Annotated in this window: 14 protein-coding genes; 8 read left to right on the forward strand and 6 right to left on the reverse strand. The window is 51.8% G+C overall.

What is annotated here, in order from left to right; all coding sequences use genetic code 11:
- Positions 1 to 616 (forward strand): SDR family oxidoreductase (locus tag ABYT30_RS07145; RefSeq protein WP_373095770.1); only part of this gene is annotated, 616 nt, incomplete at its 5' end.
- Between the two features lie 29 nt (positions 617 to 645).
- Here ABYT30_RS07145 and ABYT30_RS07150 read toward each other — a convergent pair.
- Complete coding sequence (locus ABYT30_RS07150; protein WP_373079942.1) at positions 646 to 2343, reverse strand: MFS transporter; 1698 nt, start codon at positions 2341 to 2343, stop codon at positions 646 to 648.
- A gap of 466 nt (positions 2344 to 2809) precedes the next feature.
- On the opposite strand from ABYT30_RS07150, the gene ABYT30_RS07155 reads away from it, so the two are divergent.
- Both ABYT30_RS07155 and ABYT30_RS07160 read left to right on the forward strand, forming a co-directional pair.
- A complete protein-coding gene (locus tag ABYT30_RS07155) occupies positions 2810 to 3712 on the forward strand; it encodes an aldo/keto reductase family oxidoreductase (protein WP_373095771.1) in 903 nt (300 codons plus the stop codon).
- Between the two features lie 137 nt (positions 3713 to 3849).
- Entirely contained in the window at positions 3850 to 4632 is a 783-nt protein-coding gene (locus ABYT30_RS07160) for a helix-turn-helix domain-containing protein (RefSeq protein ID WP_373079938.1), read from the forward strand.
- A 76-nt stretch (positions 4633 to 4708) separates the two neighbouring features.
- Here ABYT30_RS07160 and ABYT30_RS07165 read toward each other — a convergent pair whose 3' ends face one another.
- The 5 genes from ABYT30_RS07165 to ABYT30_RS07185 all read right to left on the reverse strand — a co-directional run bounded on the left by ABYT30_RS07165 (position 4709) and on the right by ABYT30_RS07185 (position 10494).
- A complete protein-coding gene (locus ABYT30_RS07165) occupies positions 4709 to 5416 on the reverse strand; it encodes a TetR/AcrR family transcriptional regulator (protein ID WP_373079937.1) in 708 nt (235 codons plus the stop codon).
- 354 nt (positions 5417 to 5770) lie between these two features.
- Positions 5771 to 6631: an enoyl-CoA hydratase gene (locus tag ABYT30_RS07170; protein ID WP_373079935.1), complete on the reverse strand. Its 861-nt coding sequence runs from the start codon at positions 6629 to 6631 to the stop codon at positions 5771 to 5773.
- On the reverse strand, positions 6631 to 8277 hold the full coding sequence (locus ABYT30_RS07175; RefSeq protein WP_373079934.1) for an AMP-binding protein: 1647 nt from the start codon (positions 8275 to 8277) through the stop codon (positions 6631 to 6633). The genes ABYT30_RS07170 and ABYT30_RS07175 overlap by 1 nt, the downstream gene beginning before the upstream one ends.
- A 57-nt stretch (positions 8278 to 8334) precedes the next feature.
- A complete protein-coding gene (locus ABYT30_RS07180; protein ID WP_373079933.1) occupies positions 8335 to 9513 on the reverse strand; it encodes an acyl-CoA dehydrogenase family protein in 1179 nt (392 codons plus the stop codon).
- Between the two features lie 3 nt (positions 9514 to 9516).
- A complete protein-coding gene (locus tag ABYT30_RS07185) occupies positions 9517 to 10494 on the reverse strand; it encodes an acyl-CoA dehydrogenase family protein (protein ID WP_373079931.1) in 978 nt (325 codons plus the stop codon).
- 248 nt (positions 10495 to 10742) lie between these two features.
- Between ABYT30_RS07185 and ABYT30_RS07190 the strand changes: the two genes are divergently transcribed.
- The 5 genes from ABYT30_RS07190 to ABYT30_RS07210 all read left to right on the forward strand — a co-directional run bounded on the left by ABYT30_RS07190 (position 10743) and on the right by ABYT30_RS07210 (position 16716).
- Positions 10743 to 12722: an NAD(P)-binding domain-containing protein gene (locus ABYT30_RS07190; RefSeq protein ID WP_373095773.1), complete on the forward strand. Its 1980-nt coding sequence runs from the start codon at positions 10743 to 10745 to the stop codon at positions 12720 to 12722.
- 125 nt (positions 12723 to 12847) lie between these two features.
- Positions 12848 to 13783 carry an alpha/beta hydrolase gene (locus ABYT30_RS07195; protein WP_373095775.1) on the forward strand — a complete coding sequence of 312 codons (936 nt, stop codon included), beginning with the start codon at positions 12848 to 12850 and terminating at the stop codon, positions 13781 to 13783.
- Entirely contained in the window at positions 13780 to 14526 is a 747-nt protein-coding gene (locus ABYT30_RS07200; protein WP_373095776.1) for an SDR family NAD(P)-dependent oxidoreductase, read from the forward strand. The genes ABYT30_RS07195 and ABYT30_RS07200 overlap by 4 nt, the downstream gene beginning before the upstream one ends.
- 169 nt (positions 14527 to 14695) lie before the next feature.
- On the forward strand, positions 14696 to 15931 hold the full coding sequence (locus ABYT30_RS07205) for a cytochrome P450 (protein WP_373083563.1): 1236 nt from the start codon (positions 14696 to 14698) through the stop codon (positions 15929 to 15931).
- A complete protein-coding gene (locus tag ABYT30_RS07210; RefSeq protein WP_373083564.1) occupies positions 15931 to 16716 on the forward strand; it encodes an HpcH/HpaI aldolase/citrate lyase family protein in 786 nt (261 codons plus the stop codon). The genes ABYT30_RS07205 and ABYT30_RS07210 overlap by 1 nt, the downstream gene beginning before the upstream one ends.
- Positions 16717 to 16877: the final 161 nt, after the last annotated feature.

The following is a 16877-nucleotide window of genomic DNA, read 5'->3' on the forward strand; positions in this document are numbered from 1 at the left end:
GGAAACAGTGCGCTCTAAAGTAGACTGTCTAGATGGGGTGATTGCCGCGGCGGGGGTGCTTAGCGGTGAACCTGCAACGGTAGTAGCGGCGAATTTTTTTGGCGCCACGCGTTTGCTTGAAGGGCTGCGGCCGTTGTTGGCAAAAAGCACATCGCCACGCGCTCTGGTTATGTCATCAATTTCGGCCCGCTATCCCTGCGACCAGCGTGTTGTGGAGGCCTGTTTGGCAGACGACGAAATAGCCGCAAAGGGTTTTGCCGAGGCGTCGTCATCGAGCCCGTACGGACCCTATGCAGCAACGAAGGCGGCGCTGGCGCGCTGGGTGAGGCGCCAGGCGGTGACAGCAGATTGGGGGGGGAGCGGTATTTTACTCAACGCCATTGCGCCGGGGATGATTGCCGATACTGGCATGACGACACCGCTATTGGAGCAACCGGGCGGCGCTGAAAAATTACAGCAAAGCACGCCATCAGCGATAGGCCGCTTCGGAACGCCGGATGATATGGCGAGGCTTATTGCCTTCCTGTCTGGGCCGGACAATCGTTATATCACTGGACAAGTCATTTATGCCGACGGTGGCTGCGACGCCATACAGCGCGGTGACACGGTCTGGTAAAGGCATAAGACGTTTGTCGCCAGCAGTCCTTATGGGCCGGTATAAGCAACGGTGTCTTGCTGCGGGTCTGGCGTGTCAGCGTGACGGCGGACTGAGCCGAAGGGCCGTTCAAGGCCGCGTCTAACTCGGCGCGGCTGCCCCTCAATAAGGAACTTATCAACTACGGCATGGGCGTCCATGTCCGTCTGAGTTAAACGATCGCGCATTCGCAGGTAATCTGCCCAGGTCGGGCAATGATAGCGTTCGACCCACAGTTTGGGGTCACCTATATCTCGGCTGATCGACCAGTCAAAACCGCCATTGCGAAGGTGTATTCGCTGAATGTCCAGCATGGCTGTATAAAAACCCCGCGCATTGTCGGGGTCGACAGCATATTCGATTTCCACAACGATTGGGCCGGAGCGCATCGTTATGGCGAGTTCAACTTCGGGCTCATTAAGAATTGGCGTCTTTAATTCAACGCCAGCATTAATTTCCTTGGGCAGTCGTAAAAATAGCCCTAATAGGGGCATTGTTAGCATGAACAGTCCTGAGGCAATGATTGCTACCTCTACTGACCATGCGCCGGCAATAGTCCCCCAAAACCAAGAGCCCGCCGCAATACCGCCGGTCAGTGCTGAGGTATACAGCGAGATCGCCCTTGCCGTTACCCAGCGTGGCACCGAGATCTGCACCGAGATATTGTAGAGTGCAATGGTGACCATGCTGGCCGCGCCAATGAGAAACATACCGAGACAGGTTAGGGGGAGTGAGCGGCTAAAGCCCATGGTGATGATCGCTAGGCCGCCTAATATGGCCATTAGGCCCGTGGCTTTTTCGGTGCTAAAGCGCTCGCGAAGCAAATTGATTAGTAATGCGCCGCTCACCGCACCGATGCCGTTAGTGCCTAATAAAATACCGTAAACACTTGCGTCGCCGTTGAGGAGGTTTTTAGCAATGAGTGGGGCCATTGCGGCGGCAGTCGCGGTCGCGAGTCCGAAAATGAACGCCCGAATTAGCACGGTGCGAATAGTCTGTGAATGAAAGGCGTAGCGCGCGCCAGATACAATCGCGCGAGTGAGGCGTTCTGGCGGTAGGCGCGACATTACATGGGTGCGCTTCCACAGCATAAAAGCAAAAATGAGGGGTATATAGGCTAATGCATTTACTGCGAAGGCGGTTTGTACGCCGGCAGCTAAAACAATGACACCGCCAAGCGCCGGACCGAAGCTACGGGCAATATTGTAGCTAATGGTGCCTAAAGCGATCGCTGCGGGCAGTTCCTCGGGTTTTACTTGCTCACCAATTGATGATTGCCAAGCGGGGGCATAAAGTGCGACGCCTGTGCCAATCAAGGAGCAAAAAAGCAGCAATATCCACGGGCTGGTTAATTCGAAGAAGGCTAGGCCGGATAAAATAGATCCAAAAAATGCGGCAATCGCCAGTCCTAGCATTGCCACTTTTCGACGATCAAACATGTCTGCAATCGCACCAGCAGGAAGTGCTACTAACATTAGCGGCAGCATCATCGCGGTTTGTACCAGCGCAACCATACTTGCCGAGGAGGTCAGGCGGGTCATTTCCCAGGCGACACCGACGCCAAGTATCAATTGGCCAAAATTGGCTAAGAAGCTGGCGGTCCAAATACGAAAGAATACCGGTTCTCGCAGCGGTGCAAGTGCGCCGCTTTTGCCGGAAGTGGGGGCGTCGCCAGTTTGGTTATTGGGTGTGTCTGGGGTTTCTGTCACCGGGATGTTCCATCTCTTTATATTGGCGGGCCGGGCTGCCGATAAAATACGGGCCAAATTTAATAATAAAGCGCAGGTAACTATGTCCCTATTTTTCTACCTACCAGCGTTCAGCCTTATGGCGCAATTATTTAAACTTGATCGTGCCGTGGTTGCGTAAACTACGGCGTAGTATGTGTGAAAACGTACCTGAGGTCACGCGACATGATCGAGCTAAAAATTTAGTTTCAGCATATATTTGCCTCCGCGATATTGCTAAGAACAATATTACTCAGGCCACTTAGGGAACCTGGCCGTTTACGCTAGTGACACCTGTTGCTGCTCATCGATTATAATGCAGTGATGTTGTGGCAATAATGCTGCAGGTGCTGTACCTCGGTGGCTGCTTACAACACCTATTTGTGCGAGTGAATTATCGTTCAATGGAAAAATTAGGTGCTTTGGGGCCGCTTGTAAGGATTAATCAATGACGTTTTGTTCTAAAGTAAAGTTATCGTCTGGTGGTCCGAAACTTTCGAATTTGATTCAAGGTTATTGGCGCTTAGCCGAGTGGGATATGAATGCGCAGCAGCGCTTATCCTTTATTGAATCTCATGTGGCGTTGGGTATCAGCACGGTTGATCACGCCCATATTTACGGTGACCCCGCCTGCGAGGGATTGTTTGGTGAGGCCTTAAAGCTTGCGCCGCAGCTGCGCGATAAAATTGAAATCATCTCCAAGTGCGGGATCAAGGCAGCGGATCCCGGTAAAGTTGCTCATTACAACGCCAGTAAGCAGGCTATTCTCGCCTCAGTTAACACTTCTTTACAGCGTTTGGGTACGGACTATCTTGATGTTTTATTAATCCATCGTCCCGATTTTTTAATGGATGCCGACGAGGTTGCCGCTGCGTTTCAAGCTTTAAAGCAAGCTGGAAAAGTGCATTATTTTGGTGTGTCGAATTTTAATTATGCGCAAATTTCTTTATTGCAGTCGCGTCTTGACGCGCCACTGGTTACCAATCAAATTGAGCTTAATCCGGTCAATTTACAGGTAATAGAATCAGGGGTGCTGGACTATCTTCAGGAACAGCGCATTCGGCCAATGGCCTGGTCTTGCCTCGCTGGTGGTCGAGTGTATACCGATAGCTCTGAGGGAATGCAGAAATTACGTGACACCCTCTACCAATTGGTAAATGAACTAGGTGCGAATTCTATCGAGCAAGTTATTTACGCTTGGGTGATGAAGTTACCCGCGAAACCACTCCCGGTATTGGGGAGCGGTAACATCATGCGTGTCAAAGAAGCCGTTGCGGCCCTCTCGCTATCGATGAGTCATGAGCAGTGGTACCGAGTGTTGGCCGCGGGCCGCGGGCGCGATGTAGATTGATATTCTGGTTATCCGCGATGAGGAGCGGGCTATTGAGCGTAAAGTCAGAAATAGGCTGTCTCGGAGTCGTTAAACTTGAATGATTATTTGGGTTGGTGGCCTAGCAGTTTCTTAACCGCGGAAATGGAGTATTGGAAATGGCGACAACAGAGCAGGGTGCTAGCAAGCCGAGGGCCGTTCAGGTGCAGCTCGCAAGTGACCGCCGCAGCCGTTCGCGATCGGCAACCCGTGCTTTAGATGTTCTTGAATATTTTGGCTTGATGCGGCGGCCACTTCGCGCCATCGAAATCGCGAGAGCCCTAAATCTGCACCCCTCAACTACGAATCAGCTACTGAAGACAATGGTCGGTTCGGCGCACCTTACTTTTGATGGTAGTGCAAAAACGTATTTGCCGTCACCGAGACTAGCGCGCTTTAGTCATTGGATTAGCGATACCTACGGGGGGGATCGCTTGTGGCGATTAATTCGCAATGTGCAGGCGGAGTCTGGTGTAATCGTTACCTTAACAACGCCTAACGACTTATTTATGCAGGTTGTCGATATTGTTGGCGCTGAGCCAGATGCAAGGGCGTTTGGCGGTGAGCAACGAGGTCTTAGTGTTTCTATTTTTGGCAGTGTTATTGGTGCGGCCTATCTTGCCACTCAGACAGATCGGGAAATTGCTCGCCTTGCCGAGCGAGCCCGCTTAGCGCCCGCCGAACAGTCAAGCGTCTATGCGCGGCTCAGTGAAATTCGTCGAAGGGGATTTGTTGATGGGCCGAATGCTGATGAGAGCGTGTGGTCTCTGGCAGCACCGCTTAAAGCAGAATTGTTTGCAGTGCCGTTGGTGCTCGGTTTAGCTGGACCGAAAACTCATGTTATAAACAATTTAAACGAACTTAAGGCGCTGATTCGAAGAGAGATTTTACTTTTAGGCTAACCTGTTCGCTGGTATACCAATGACAACGATAGTTACCGTAGAAATTGATATATCAGCGTATTAGAACGAATGATATTTAAGCTTGGTGAAGCTCGGGCGCTGGTTCACGCTCGGGTACTAAACCAAAACGGCCAGCGATGAACAGTTCAACTTTTTCTTGAAGTTCATTTTCTGAGGGGCCTTCACTGACCCAATTCATCGTGAGTTGCAGTGGTGCGGTACCAAGCAGTAAATCGATGAAATATTTGGTAGTCACGCTGTGATTACCATCGGGGATCATGCCTTTAGCGGTAAGATTCTCAAATACTGAAATAATCCGATTGTGAAGACGATGAAAAAGCATCTCAAAGATTTCAAGCATTAAGTCCGGAAAGCGCTGACTCTCCGCTACCATTAGGCGTTGGAAAGGGATTGCGTTCCCACCTACAGCGAGTGCACAGACATAATGTGCGGTGTCCATGAGTACACCAAATAGATGTTGGTCTTCATTAATAGTCGGTAGACCGCCGTCGGTCTCAGCCATGCGTTGGTCGAGAACGATTTTAAAAATGTCTTCTTTATTGCCAAAGTGTTGGTAAATGGTACGCGTTGCAACACCGGCGTGCTTGGCGATTTCAACTAATGATGTTTCGGCAAAACCCTGCTCAACAAAAAGTGCAGTGGCAATTTCAAGAACTCGGGATTTACGCTGTTCCAAATCGTCCAGTGTGGGGCGGCCCTGGCTGTAGCGGCGCTTAGGCGTTTTCTTTTTGGTCGTTGCGAGTGTTGAAACTTTCTTTATCATGTAAGCACCATTGAAAGAACGATAAGAATCTTCTTAGTTTACAAATCATTATACATTGGCGCAATGGCAATGCAATGTTTGGTAGCAGCTGTACGTTACTCGAGGTAACGAAATTAGGCGCTATAATAGTGGGTGGGTACTAACTTTGTCAAAATTGCTGCATTCCTGCCAAGCATTAAAAATCAGCGTTCCCTATTTGGCCGCATCAAATGCACATATCTTCGCTAGTGCGGCTGGCCGGAATTAATTGAGTGCGATGCTAAATAGGCTGTTCTTGAAGTGCTACCACCGCCATGGGTGGAATTTTCCCATGGCGATTCAATTCTCCCTAAGGCAACCGTTGGCCGTCAAATTTTACTTGGTTTTTTTGGGTACATTGGCGAGGCTGGGGGTGTTCGTGGGGTCCATGCCCCAGCCAAATTGGCGGAAATTTTGGGTATGACACAGATGGTGCAGTGAAAACGCAGCGTCAATGGCGTTGGCTTGGCCTTGAATATCCTGGGTTTTGTTAACCGCTTCTTTTGCTAGCTTGAGTGCAAACGCGGGTTTTTTGGCAATCTTCTTCGCCATCTCAAGGGTGAAATTCTCCAGCTCCTCGTTATCGACAACGTGGTTTACCATGCCTAAGCGCCAAGCTTCGTCGGCAGACCAGCTGTCAGCTGTGAAGAGAAATTCCTTGGCCTTGCGATGCCCCAGCTCCCACGGGTGGGCCAACCACTCGACACCGGATACGCCGAAGTCCACCACTGGGTCGGAGAATTGCGCTGACCGCGCCGCGATAATCAGATCGCATACCCAGGGGAAGATCAGTGCGCCGGCAATGCACTTGCCCTGCACCGCGCATATCGTCGGCTTGGATAGATTGCGCCAGCGCCGAGCGGTCTCTAGATAGCCTTCTTTTTCGGCGGCGTACCAACCGTGAGTTTCTGATTCTTGGAAGCCACTCCAGGTGCCGACTTTGTTGGGCTGGGCCTGGATTGCCGCTTGATACTGTTCCACCGTTTCGGTGATGTCGTGACCAGCGGAAAAATTCCGACCGTCGGCGGCGAGAATGATGACTTTGACTTGATCGTCGTAGAGCGCTTTATTGAATGCGTCATTGATTTCAAAGATCATTTGCGGATTGATCGCGTTGTGCTTATCAGCGCGGGCCATCACAACTCTCGCGATATTCTCTGTCGGCTTTTCATAGCGGACCATGCTTGCTTCGCTCATTATTTTGCTCCTGTAGCGATTTCCCGCGCTTGGATGCGGAGAATATCTTTTTTAATTTTACCGGATGGGACTCGCGGTAACTCTTCGACAACTTCTAAGTGTTCGGGAAATTTTTGCTTGGCCAACCCGGCCTCGCTAAGGTGCCGCTGAATTTCGGGAAGGTCGATGGTCGTCTTAGGTTTAGTGATAACAAATGCGCAGCCAATCTCTCCCTTTACTGGGTGAGGCATGGCAACGATGGCGACATCGACAACAGCTGGGTGAAGTAGGAGTAAATCTTCAACTTCTTTTGGGCTGATGTTTTCGCCAGAGCGAATGATAATGTCCTTTTTGCGGCCGGTAATAACCAAGTAATTGCCCTGAACCCGCTGACCTAAATCACCCATGTGGAAAAAGCCATCTTTGGTAAAACAGTCTTGGTTGTCTTCTGGGTGTAAATAGCCAGCGAACAACTCTGGGCCGCGGGCAAGAATTTCGCCTTCTTCGCCGTCGCTGAGCTCGCGGCCATGATCATCGACAATTTTAATTTCTACTGGCGGTACTAATTCGCCGTCGGTTTCGGCGCCTTGCATGGCAAAGCGGCGATCGCGAATGCCCATGGCGGCGGTGGGCATTTCCGTAGAGCCGTAAGCGCGGAAAAATAGGCAGTTGGGAAACGTTGCCGAAGCCTGCTTAATAAGGTCCGGCGAAACGGTCGTGCCGCCGCAAAAAAAAGTGCGCAATGAGCCAAGGCAGCCTGGCTTGTCTTCTGCGGCAGCCATAAGCTGCTGGAGAAACGGTGTCGCGCCACCGCTAATAGTGCAGCGGTTGGATTCAATACAGTCTATGGCTTCGTCTGGTTTCCACTCGTCGACAAGGACCGTGGCTGCGCCCTGTAACCAGCAAATATCAAAGCTCCACAGCGCTCCGGCAATGTGGGTCACGGGCGAGGGCATGAAAATAACGTCAGTCTCATTTATGCCCCAAAACTCACCCATCTGGCGAGCTTTGTAATCGTAGCTATGGTGGCTGTGTAGTACGCCCTTGGGGCGACCGGTGGTGCCTGAGGTATACATCACCATCATGATTGACGCAGCGTCGATTTCCGGTAGTTGATCAGACGATAGCGCGGGGCCAGCCATTACGGCTTGCCAGTCATGTTCGCCGTTAGCGGCGCCGCGCAAATAAACGACGTCGCATAATTCAGGCAGCTCCCCGCGAATACTGTCAATCATTGGTCGATAAGCGTGACGCCGGAAGGTGTCCGGTGCGAACAGCAGTTTAGAGCCGCAGTCCTTGAGGATATAGCTAAGTTCAGCTTCTCGGTAAATCGGTGGAATGGGGTTAATGGCTAAGCCCATCATCCGCGCCGCTAGCGCTATAACAACACTCTCGGTCCAATTGGGCAGCTGAAATGAAATGACGTCGCCAGGCATAAGGCCGCGGGTGCGGAAAAAGCCTGCTAAGTGCAAGGCTTGCGTCCAAACTTGTTCGCGGGAGAGGCTGATCTCGCCCTCAATGACCAGCGCCTGGCTTGGCTTTTCTGCGACGCGCTTGCGTGCCACGTCTACTAAGGTTTCTGTGCGCCAATAGCCGTTTGTGATATAGCTCGCTTCAAGCGCTTTGTCGCGATTTGGCCGAGAAACATTATTGATGCGATTTGCCATGGGTCTATATCTGCCTGTCTGTATTCTTATTTCGGCTGGCTCTGCCAGTTGCTTCAATTAGCGAGATCGCGGTAATTCAAGTAAACGGTCGGCAACGATTTCCCGTTGTATTTCCGAGGTGCCACCAGCAATCGAAAACACCCAGCTCCACAGATACTCATAGGTCCAAGGGTTCGCCGAGCGATCGCCGTCAAATTCGAGGAAGCCCCAGCCGAGAATCTCTGCCATCAACTCGCTAAGCCCTTTGTGGGTGCGGGTGACCATCAGCTTCATCAGTGAGCCTTTGGGGCCGGGAATCCCGGTGCGATCGGTTTCAGATATGTCGGCTAAGGTCATTGCGCGAATTGCTAAGGTATCGGCTTTCAGTGATGCTAAGGTCTGGCAAATATGGCTGTCTTCAATTGCCAAGGTGCCATCTTCCAAGCGCAGTTTTCCGGCCAGTTCAATGGCGCGCTCGACGCGTTCAAATAGCTCGAGTTGGTCGCCGATAAAGCCGAGGCCGCGCTCAAACGATAAGGTAGATAGCGCGGTTGACCAGCCGCCGTTGATCTCCCCAACGACATTGCTAAGTGGGATTTTGACTGAATCGTAAAAGACGGTGTTGACGTGGTCATCCATCATCATGGTGCGAATCGGCTGGATGTCGATACCAGGCGTGCGCATATCGCATATCACCCAAGTTAAGCCTTTGTGCCGAGAGGACTCTGGATCGGTGCGAATAAGTAGCTCTTGGAAATCGGCGTGTTTGGCGTCGGTTGTCCAGGTTTTCGAGCCTGTAACAATAATGTGATCGCCATCGATGACGCCTTTGGTTTTCAAGGCTGCGAGATCTGAGCCAGCGTTGGGCTCAGAGAAACCTTGGCACCACAGCGATTCACCAGACAGAATACGCGGCAAATGAAATGCTTTTTGTTCCTCGGTGCCCCGGGCAATTATCGTTGGCCCCGCATGCATTAGGGCAACATAGCTGGTGTTGATATGGTGAGGGGCGTGGGCGCGCGCCAGCTCCTCATACCAGATGACTTGCTGAAGGCCATTGAGCCCCAAGCCGCCGTGTTCTTTTGGCCAGTTGATGCCCGCCCAGCCGTGGTCAAATAATTTGCGTTGCCAGTCGCGGTCAAATTGGGCAGCGGCGTCGCCATGTGCGGGACGTTTATTTTTGGGCACATTGTTGCTGAGCCAGTCGCGGGCGCGGGCGCGGAATTCAATGTCTGATTCGCTGTAGTGTAGATCCACCGTTTAGGCCTCCAAGCGAGCGTTAAGTAACAGGTTGAGCAAGGAGCGTTTGGAACCGAACAACTTCCGCAGTAATAAAGCGTGTTTCATCATAATGTGAGCGTCGTATTCGTCGGTGACACCGATGCCGCCGTGCAATTGAATATTCAAGTCGGTAGCGAAGGCCGCAGCCTCATTGGCGAGGTGTTTGGCTGCATCGAGATGGCTCATGGCGTCGCCACGGCCTTCCTTCATTGCGGCTGCCGCGAACCACAGTTGGCAGCGTGCTGCTTCGAGTCGCGTGGCGATATCTGCGCAGGGGTGGCGCACCGCTTGATAGGAGCCAATGGCTTTGCCGAAAGTTTCTCGCAGCTTGGCGTATTCGACGAGGAGGTCCAGTGCAGCTTCGGCGACGCCGACCAGCATGGCTGACACGGCCAGTTCGCCTTGGCGCCAGATTTTTTCCGTTGGCGCCGTTAAAACCGCTTCACCAAGATCCTGCTCCAGCCGCCACATGCTAACGGCGGGGTCGAGTGCTGGTATGGATTGCAAGGTGAGATTGTCTATTTTGTAGAGTTGCGCGGAATTCGGCTCTACGTGCAGTGCCCAGTCAGCTTTGCCACCGAGCAAGCGCGGGCCGCTGGCGTCGCTGACAAGGAGTGCAACGCTTTGGGTGCCGCTAATAAGTGGGTCGCGAATTTCGGGCTTATCTTGGGCCAGTAGTATGGCTAAGTTTTGGGTAAGCACATCTACTGAGCTGCACTGGCGCCCAGCTTCGCGGTAATAAAGTGCGAATTCGACTTCAGACATCTCCGAGCCGCCGTAGGCTTCCGGCAAACTGAGTGCGAACCAGCCCGATTCGGCTAATGATTGCCGTGCAGTTGCAGATAATTCTGGGGCCTTGGCTGCGTCATGCAAGCGCGAGATCGGCGTTACGTTGCTCAGTATCCGGTGGGCCTCGTCCGCGATCTGAGTTTCGTCGTCGTCGGGTGCTAAATACATGTCTTACTCCTTGGTCTTATACTGGCAGCCTAGGTGGGGCAGGAATATTGGGAGCTTCCGCTGAGTATGCGGGGCTATTATCGACTTCCAGTACCCGCAATTAAGGCAATGCACCTAGTGTATATCATTTTATTTGATGCCGAAAGGTCTTGAAATTTTCCCGCTTCACTGCATAATGCACATCCATAGGTGCATTATAATCATTTATTTAAAGCCCGTGATTTGCCGGGTAACCGCGAGGTAATATCGTGCCCAGCTATACTAATAAAGCAGAAACATTCACACCCGTGACCGAAGATGATGAATACATCCGCGCTGTCTTGCCCGATTTAGCAACCACCGTACTCATGTTGTCAGTTGTCCATATTACGGGGCGGCTGGACATTATCCGCAAGGCACCGGCGGCAAAACTGCCACTGTATTCTGGCGATGGCACCGGCGGATTTACGCCGGAACAGAAACAAGCAATTCTCGATGAGGCCTTTGCCGCGATTAGTGAGTGGCGGGATGCGGGCTGTCCAGCGCCTTACCACCCGACCGACGCTGAACTCCACGAGATGATGAGCTACTTAGCGGGTGCACCCTTGGATGCTCGCTACGTGCCAATGTTGAAGGAAGAGCTGGGGCCAGACGGCGATGCGCGCCAATTTGCTTGGGACGAGCCCGTCGATAAAGAAAAGCTTGATGCCTTCCCTGTACTGATTATTGGCGCTGGTATGTCTGGTCTGCTCAATGGCTTCCGCCTTAAGCAGGCGGGTATTCCTTTTACGATCGTTGAGAAAAACCCCGAAGTTGGCGGCACTTGGTATGAAAACCGCTACCCCGGTTGTCGAGTGGATGTGCCAAGTCACTGCTATTCATTTTCGTTTCTGCGTAACTATAAGTGGCCGAATCAGTTTTCACCTCAGCCGGTGTTAAATCGCTATTTTAAGCAGTTTGCGGACACTTTTGGCCTGCGTGAAAATATTCGCTTTGAAACCGAAGTGCTGGGTGCGCGTTATGATGAGCAGCAAGCTGAATGGGAAGTCAGCTTGCGCGGTGCTCAGGGCAAAGAAACGCTGCGTGCCCGAGCGGTCATCAGTGCGGTAGGGCAGTTGAACAAGCCGTCGGTTCCAGAGATTAAAGGTCGCGACAGTTTTGCCGGGCATCAATTTCACACGGCGCGATGGCAGCAAGATGTTGAGCTGGAGGGTAAGCGCATCGCGGTCATTGGTACTGCAGCCACGGCAGTGCAGCTCATTCCAGAATTGGCAAAAGTGGCGAGCCATTTAACGGTTTTTCAGCGCACCCCAAACTGGATCATTATTCACCCAGAGTATCGCAAAGAGATCGGTGGCGCGGAGGAGTGGGCATTAACGCATCTGCCATTCTATGCGCGCTGGTATCGCATAATGAATTACGGCTGGGGAATTGATGGTTCGCCAGCGCATTTAAAAATTGATCCAAATTGGCCCCAGGACGGCCTGTCGGTGAGTGCCGCAAATGAAGAGCGGCGGGTGCGATTGACGGCCAATATTAAAGCCGCGATTGGTGAAGAAAATACCGAACTGTTAGACAAGGTTATTCCTAAATATCCGCCTTTTGTAAAACGTCCAAATCCCGGCGACGGTGGCTATTATCGCGCCTTACAGCAAGATAATGTTGAACTGGTTACTGATGGCGTTGAAGAGATAGTGAGCAAGGGCTTGATCGATTCGAGTGGTCGCGAGCACGAGTTCGATATCATCGTTTACGCGACGGGATTCAAGGCGATGGATTTCCTTGCCCCAATGGAGATTCGCGGTGTTGGTGGCGTGAATATTAAAGATTACTGGGGTGAGGATCCCGGCGCCTATTTGGGTATGACTGTTCCCGGTTTTCCGAATTTTTACATGATGTACGGCCCCGGCACTAACTTAGGCTTTAATGGAAATTTGATATTTAATTCCGAGTGTCAAACCCGCTATATCATGGAGAGTTTCCGTCATCAGATCCTTAATGACCTTCCTGCTATACAGGTAAAAGAGTCTGTATATAAAGATTATAGTCAGCGCATGGAAGAAGCGCTGGAGGGCTTTACTTGGTCTCATGGTAGTACGGGTAACTGGTATAAAAACTCGCGGGGTAAGGTTATCGCAAACTCGCCGTGGTCATTGCTCGATTATTGGGATTGGACGCGCAAACCTGATTTCTCCGAATTTGATGTTGTGTCATTGGCAGCTGGCCAAAAAAAAGAGAGCGCAGTTTAATAATGTTCAAAGGCTGTCAAGGCGGGTTGCGCATGGCTCGCCATTTATCGCACGGCCACTGAGTTGATCGCGGTGCTGCTGGAATTGGCTTCTAAGGCAAGCACAAAATAACATAGGTAGAGTTCATGCATCCTTATTTTCAAATGATTATTGACGCCTACGCCGCGGCGCAAAGACCATTTTTTCATCAGGTAACGCCGGGGGTGGCGCGGGACATGATGTCGGCTTCTATATCTGCTGCGCCAAAGCCAACTGACCTGCCGGTGATGGCGTCGGTTAACAATGAAAACGTGCAGGGACCAAATGGGGCAATTGCGATCCGTCGCTACCTGCCAGAAGGGGGGATTCTTGGTACTTGTGTCTACGCACATTCAGGTGGCTGGGTTATTGGCGACTTAGAATCGGGTGATAATCTGTGTCGACGACTTGCCGGATTGGCCTCTGTTGAGGTAATTAGTGTTGATTATCGGCTGGCTCCTGAATACCCATTCCCAGTACCCTTAGATGACGTGTATGCCGTTGTGCAATGGGCGAGCGGCTTGGGTCGTCCCTTGATTGTTGCTGGCGAGAGTGCTGGCGCGAATCTTGTCGCGGCGGCGGCAATTCGCGCGCGGGACGAAAAAGGCCCCGCAATTATTGCTCAGCTATTGGCGAGCCCAGTGACCGATCATAATTTTGAAACCGAATCCTATCGCACTATTGGTGATAAAAATTGGTTGTTATCGCGTGCCGACATGGAGTGGTTTTGGGGGCACTACTGCGCAGAGTCTGATGCCAGGAATAACCCATTGGTGTCACCGCTGCGGCTAAAAAATGCAAGCGGACTTCCTCAGGCTATGGTTGTGGTGTCTGAGCTAGACCCCCTGCGAGATGAGGGGCTAGCCTACGCCGAGCTGTTACGCACAAGTGGTGTGCCCGTGTCGGTAATCGAAGGCAAGGATATGTTGCACGCGTATTTTTTTGCGGCGGGAGCGATTCCCGAAGTTGCCCAGTCGGTCGCAGATTCGGCCAGCTGGTTGAAAAACTGCATTCTTGCGAGTAATGGAGTAAATAATCAATGAGCAACAGGGACGGTAAACTTGCGGGACGGCGTATTCTGATTACGGGCGCGGCTAGCGGTATGGGCCGCGCTATTGCCGAGCTCTTTACGCGTGAAGGCGCCCGTGTTGCTTTATTGGATTTAAATGGCCCAGCGGTGCTTGAGCTTGCAAAGGATTTGCAGGGTTTTGGTATCGAATGCGATATTTCATCGGCGCAGCAGGTTGCCGACAGTGTTGCGGCTGCAATTAAAGCGCTGGGCGGCTTGGACGGCGTGGTGAATGCCGCCGGTCTATATTATTCCAAATCTTTTGAAGAAACCGATATTGAAAGCTGGAATCGGGTTATGGCCGTTAATGTCACCGGCCCTTACCATTTATTGCAAGCGGCACTGCCCGCACTGCGGCAGGCGTCGTCGGCAACCATTGTCAATATCGCATCGATCAGTGGTTATCTGCCAATGGCGGGAACGGCGGCCTATTCGACGAGTAAGGCGGCCATACTAATGCTGACCAAAAGTCTTGGCTTTGAGCTGGGCCCGAATATTCGGGTTAACGCAATCTGCCCAGGTGTCATTAAAACTGAGATGACCCGGCATATTTGGGAAGACCCTGCGCGGGCAGCCAGCACAGCTGATCGCGTGTCCTTGAAAAAGATGGGCGAGGCTGAGGATATCGCTAAGGCTGCGCTGTATCTGAGCAGTGAGGATTCGAGCTTCGCTACTGGCACAGAGATCGTGCTAGATGGCGGCTTTAGCTGGCGTTAGCTGCACTAATATATTTGCTAGCAAACGCATTACTTAAGTGTTTTTATATGGCACGATGCAATGCGCCTACTGCATTACATTGTTTATAGTTTTCAAGCATAATCGTGGTATGAATGTCGTTATTAGGCCGCCACGGCGAAAAGGCAATTAGATTGCCCAAGGGTATAATATGAGTACTACAGCATCGTCATCCTTTGAGTATGATCCATTTTCACGTGAAGCAATGGAAAACCCTTTGCCCTTATACAAAGAGTTAAGGGATAAGCACCCAGTTTATTACAGTGATAAATATGATGGGTTTTTCTTTACACGTTTTGACGACATCATGGAATTGCTTTCGCATACCAAAAACGAACTGATTACCAGTGAAGGCTCATTGCCAACGCCGGCGTTTTTGTTGCAAAACCGCAATTCCGAGGCGCCTGCGCTTCCGCCGGTTGATCCCTTTCCACTGGCGCAGCAGCTCGGTCAGCCAGTACTCGCTGATATTCGCCGCGCTCACGACAAGCCTATGCGTCCCAAAGCCGTCAAAGATTTGATGGATTTTGTGCGAAAACAGGCGAATGAGCGGCTGGATTTACTGCTGCCTCGTAAACAATTCGACTTGGTGTCCGAATACGGCGGTATCGTTGCCTCAAGTATGATTATGCATTTGATGGGCATGCCGCTGGAGTTAGCAGAGCAGTCGCTGGCGATTATTAATTCCGGCACTCGGACTGATCCTGAGTCTGGTGGTTTCGACAGCCGAGCTGTTGCGAACAAAGCATTGGAATTGTATTTACCCTATGTTCAAGCGCGGATGGACGCGGGTCCAGATGGCAGCGTGCCAATGGTCGATGGCTTATTTAAATATCGAATTAACGGTAAACCCTTGACTGCGCCTGAAGTGGCAAGACAGTTAACCTGCGCCTTTATTGGTGGTATCGAAACAGTACCTAAAGTGACGGCGGTTGGCTTGATGGAGCTGCTTGCGCGTCCCGACCAGTTGGCGGCGGTGCGCGCCGATATGGAAACCAATATACCGAAAGTTGTTGAGGAAATGCTGCGATTCTGCGCCCCGGCTCAGTGGTTTATGCGCACCGTACACAAGCCCATCACCGTGTGTGGCCAAGAGATTAAGCCAGGCCAGCGGGTGTTTGCGGTATATGCCTCAGCGCTGCGCGACGAGCGCGAATTCGATCGACCCAATGAGTTTATTTGGGATCGCGAAATCCCTCGGGTGATGACCTTCGGTCAGGGGCCGCATTTCTGTATTGGTATCCATTTAGCGCGTATGGAAATTCGGATATTGGTTGAGGAATTCTTAAAGCGCGTAGACAAGGTTCATTTCGATATGGATAAGGCCGTACGCCATCCTTCTAGTTTTCAGTGGGGCTGGAATAATTTGCCGGTGGTCATTGAGTAATGGACGTCATTAGAGCGAGTATCTCAACCGGTACCCCGGTATGTGGCGCGTGGGTCTCACTGGGTAATACCCAGTCGATCGAGGTCATGGGTAAATCTGGCTACGACTTCTTGATCCTCGATACCCAACACGGCGGGATTACATTCGATCAAGTTCTCCCCGCATTACAGGTGTTAGGCAGTGCAACGCCAGCCTTGGTAAGAGTACCGTGGCGCGACCCCGCGCAGATTATGCGCGCGGCTGATCTTGGCGCTGCTGGTGTCATTGTGCCGATGATTTCCACTGCTGAAGAGGCTGCTCAGGCCGTGGCGGCGATTCGTTATCCCCCTGCGGGTATTCGCTCCTTCGGCCCGGTGCGTAGCTATTACACAGTATCGGCCGAGCCGGTCGAGCCCCTGTGTTTTGTTATGGTAGAAACCGCGGAAGCCATGCATAACCTCGATGCCATCGCCGCAACACCGGGCCTAGATGGTATTTTCGTTGGACCTGTCGACCTTGCCTTGAGCTTAGGTTGTGGCGCGGCGATGAAGATGCCCCCACAGGTCTTGGACGCCATGGACAAAGTTGTTCTTTGCTGTGAAAAATACGGAATCATCGCTGGCTGCGCATCGCTGGGTATGGATAACGCCGAAGATTTACTGCGTAGAGGTGTACGCCTGGTGGCGATAGGCAGTGATTTTGCCTTTTTGCGGAATGCCGCTGCTGGAAACGCAGCACTGGGTAAAACCTTGACGAGTCGCTATACGCGAACGCCAAATAACACTGAACCGGTGAGGAAAGGTTGAATATGGCAAAGGACTTAGAACAAGCGTTAGGTGCAATTGTCGGTGCTGGGCAGGTGTTTGCTGGCGGTGATATTGATGAACGCTATAAGACTGATTTAACCAAAAAATACAGCACTGAACCGGCTTACGTCGTTAGGCCGGCGAGCACAGAGCAGGTTGCC

The organism is Zhongshania sp. (assembly GCF_041623545.1).
Lineage (GTDB): Bacteria > Pseudomonadota > Gammaproteobacteria > Pseudomonadales > Spongiibacteraceae > Spongiibacter.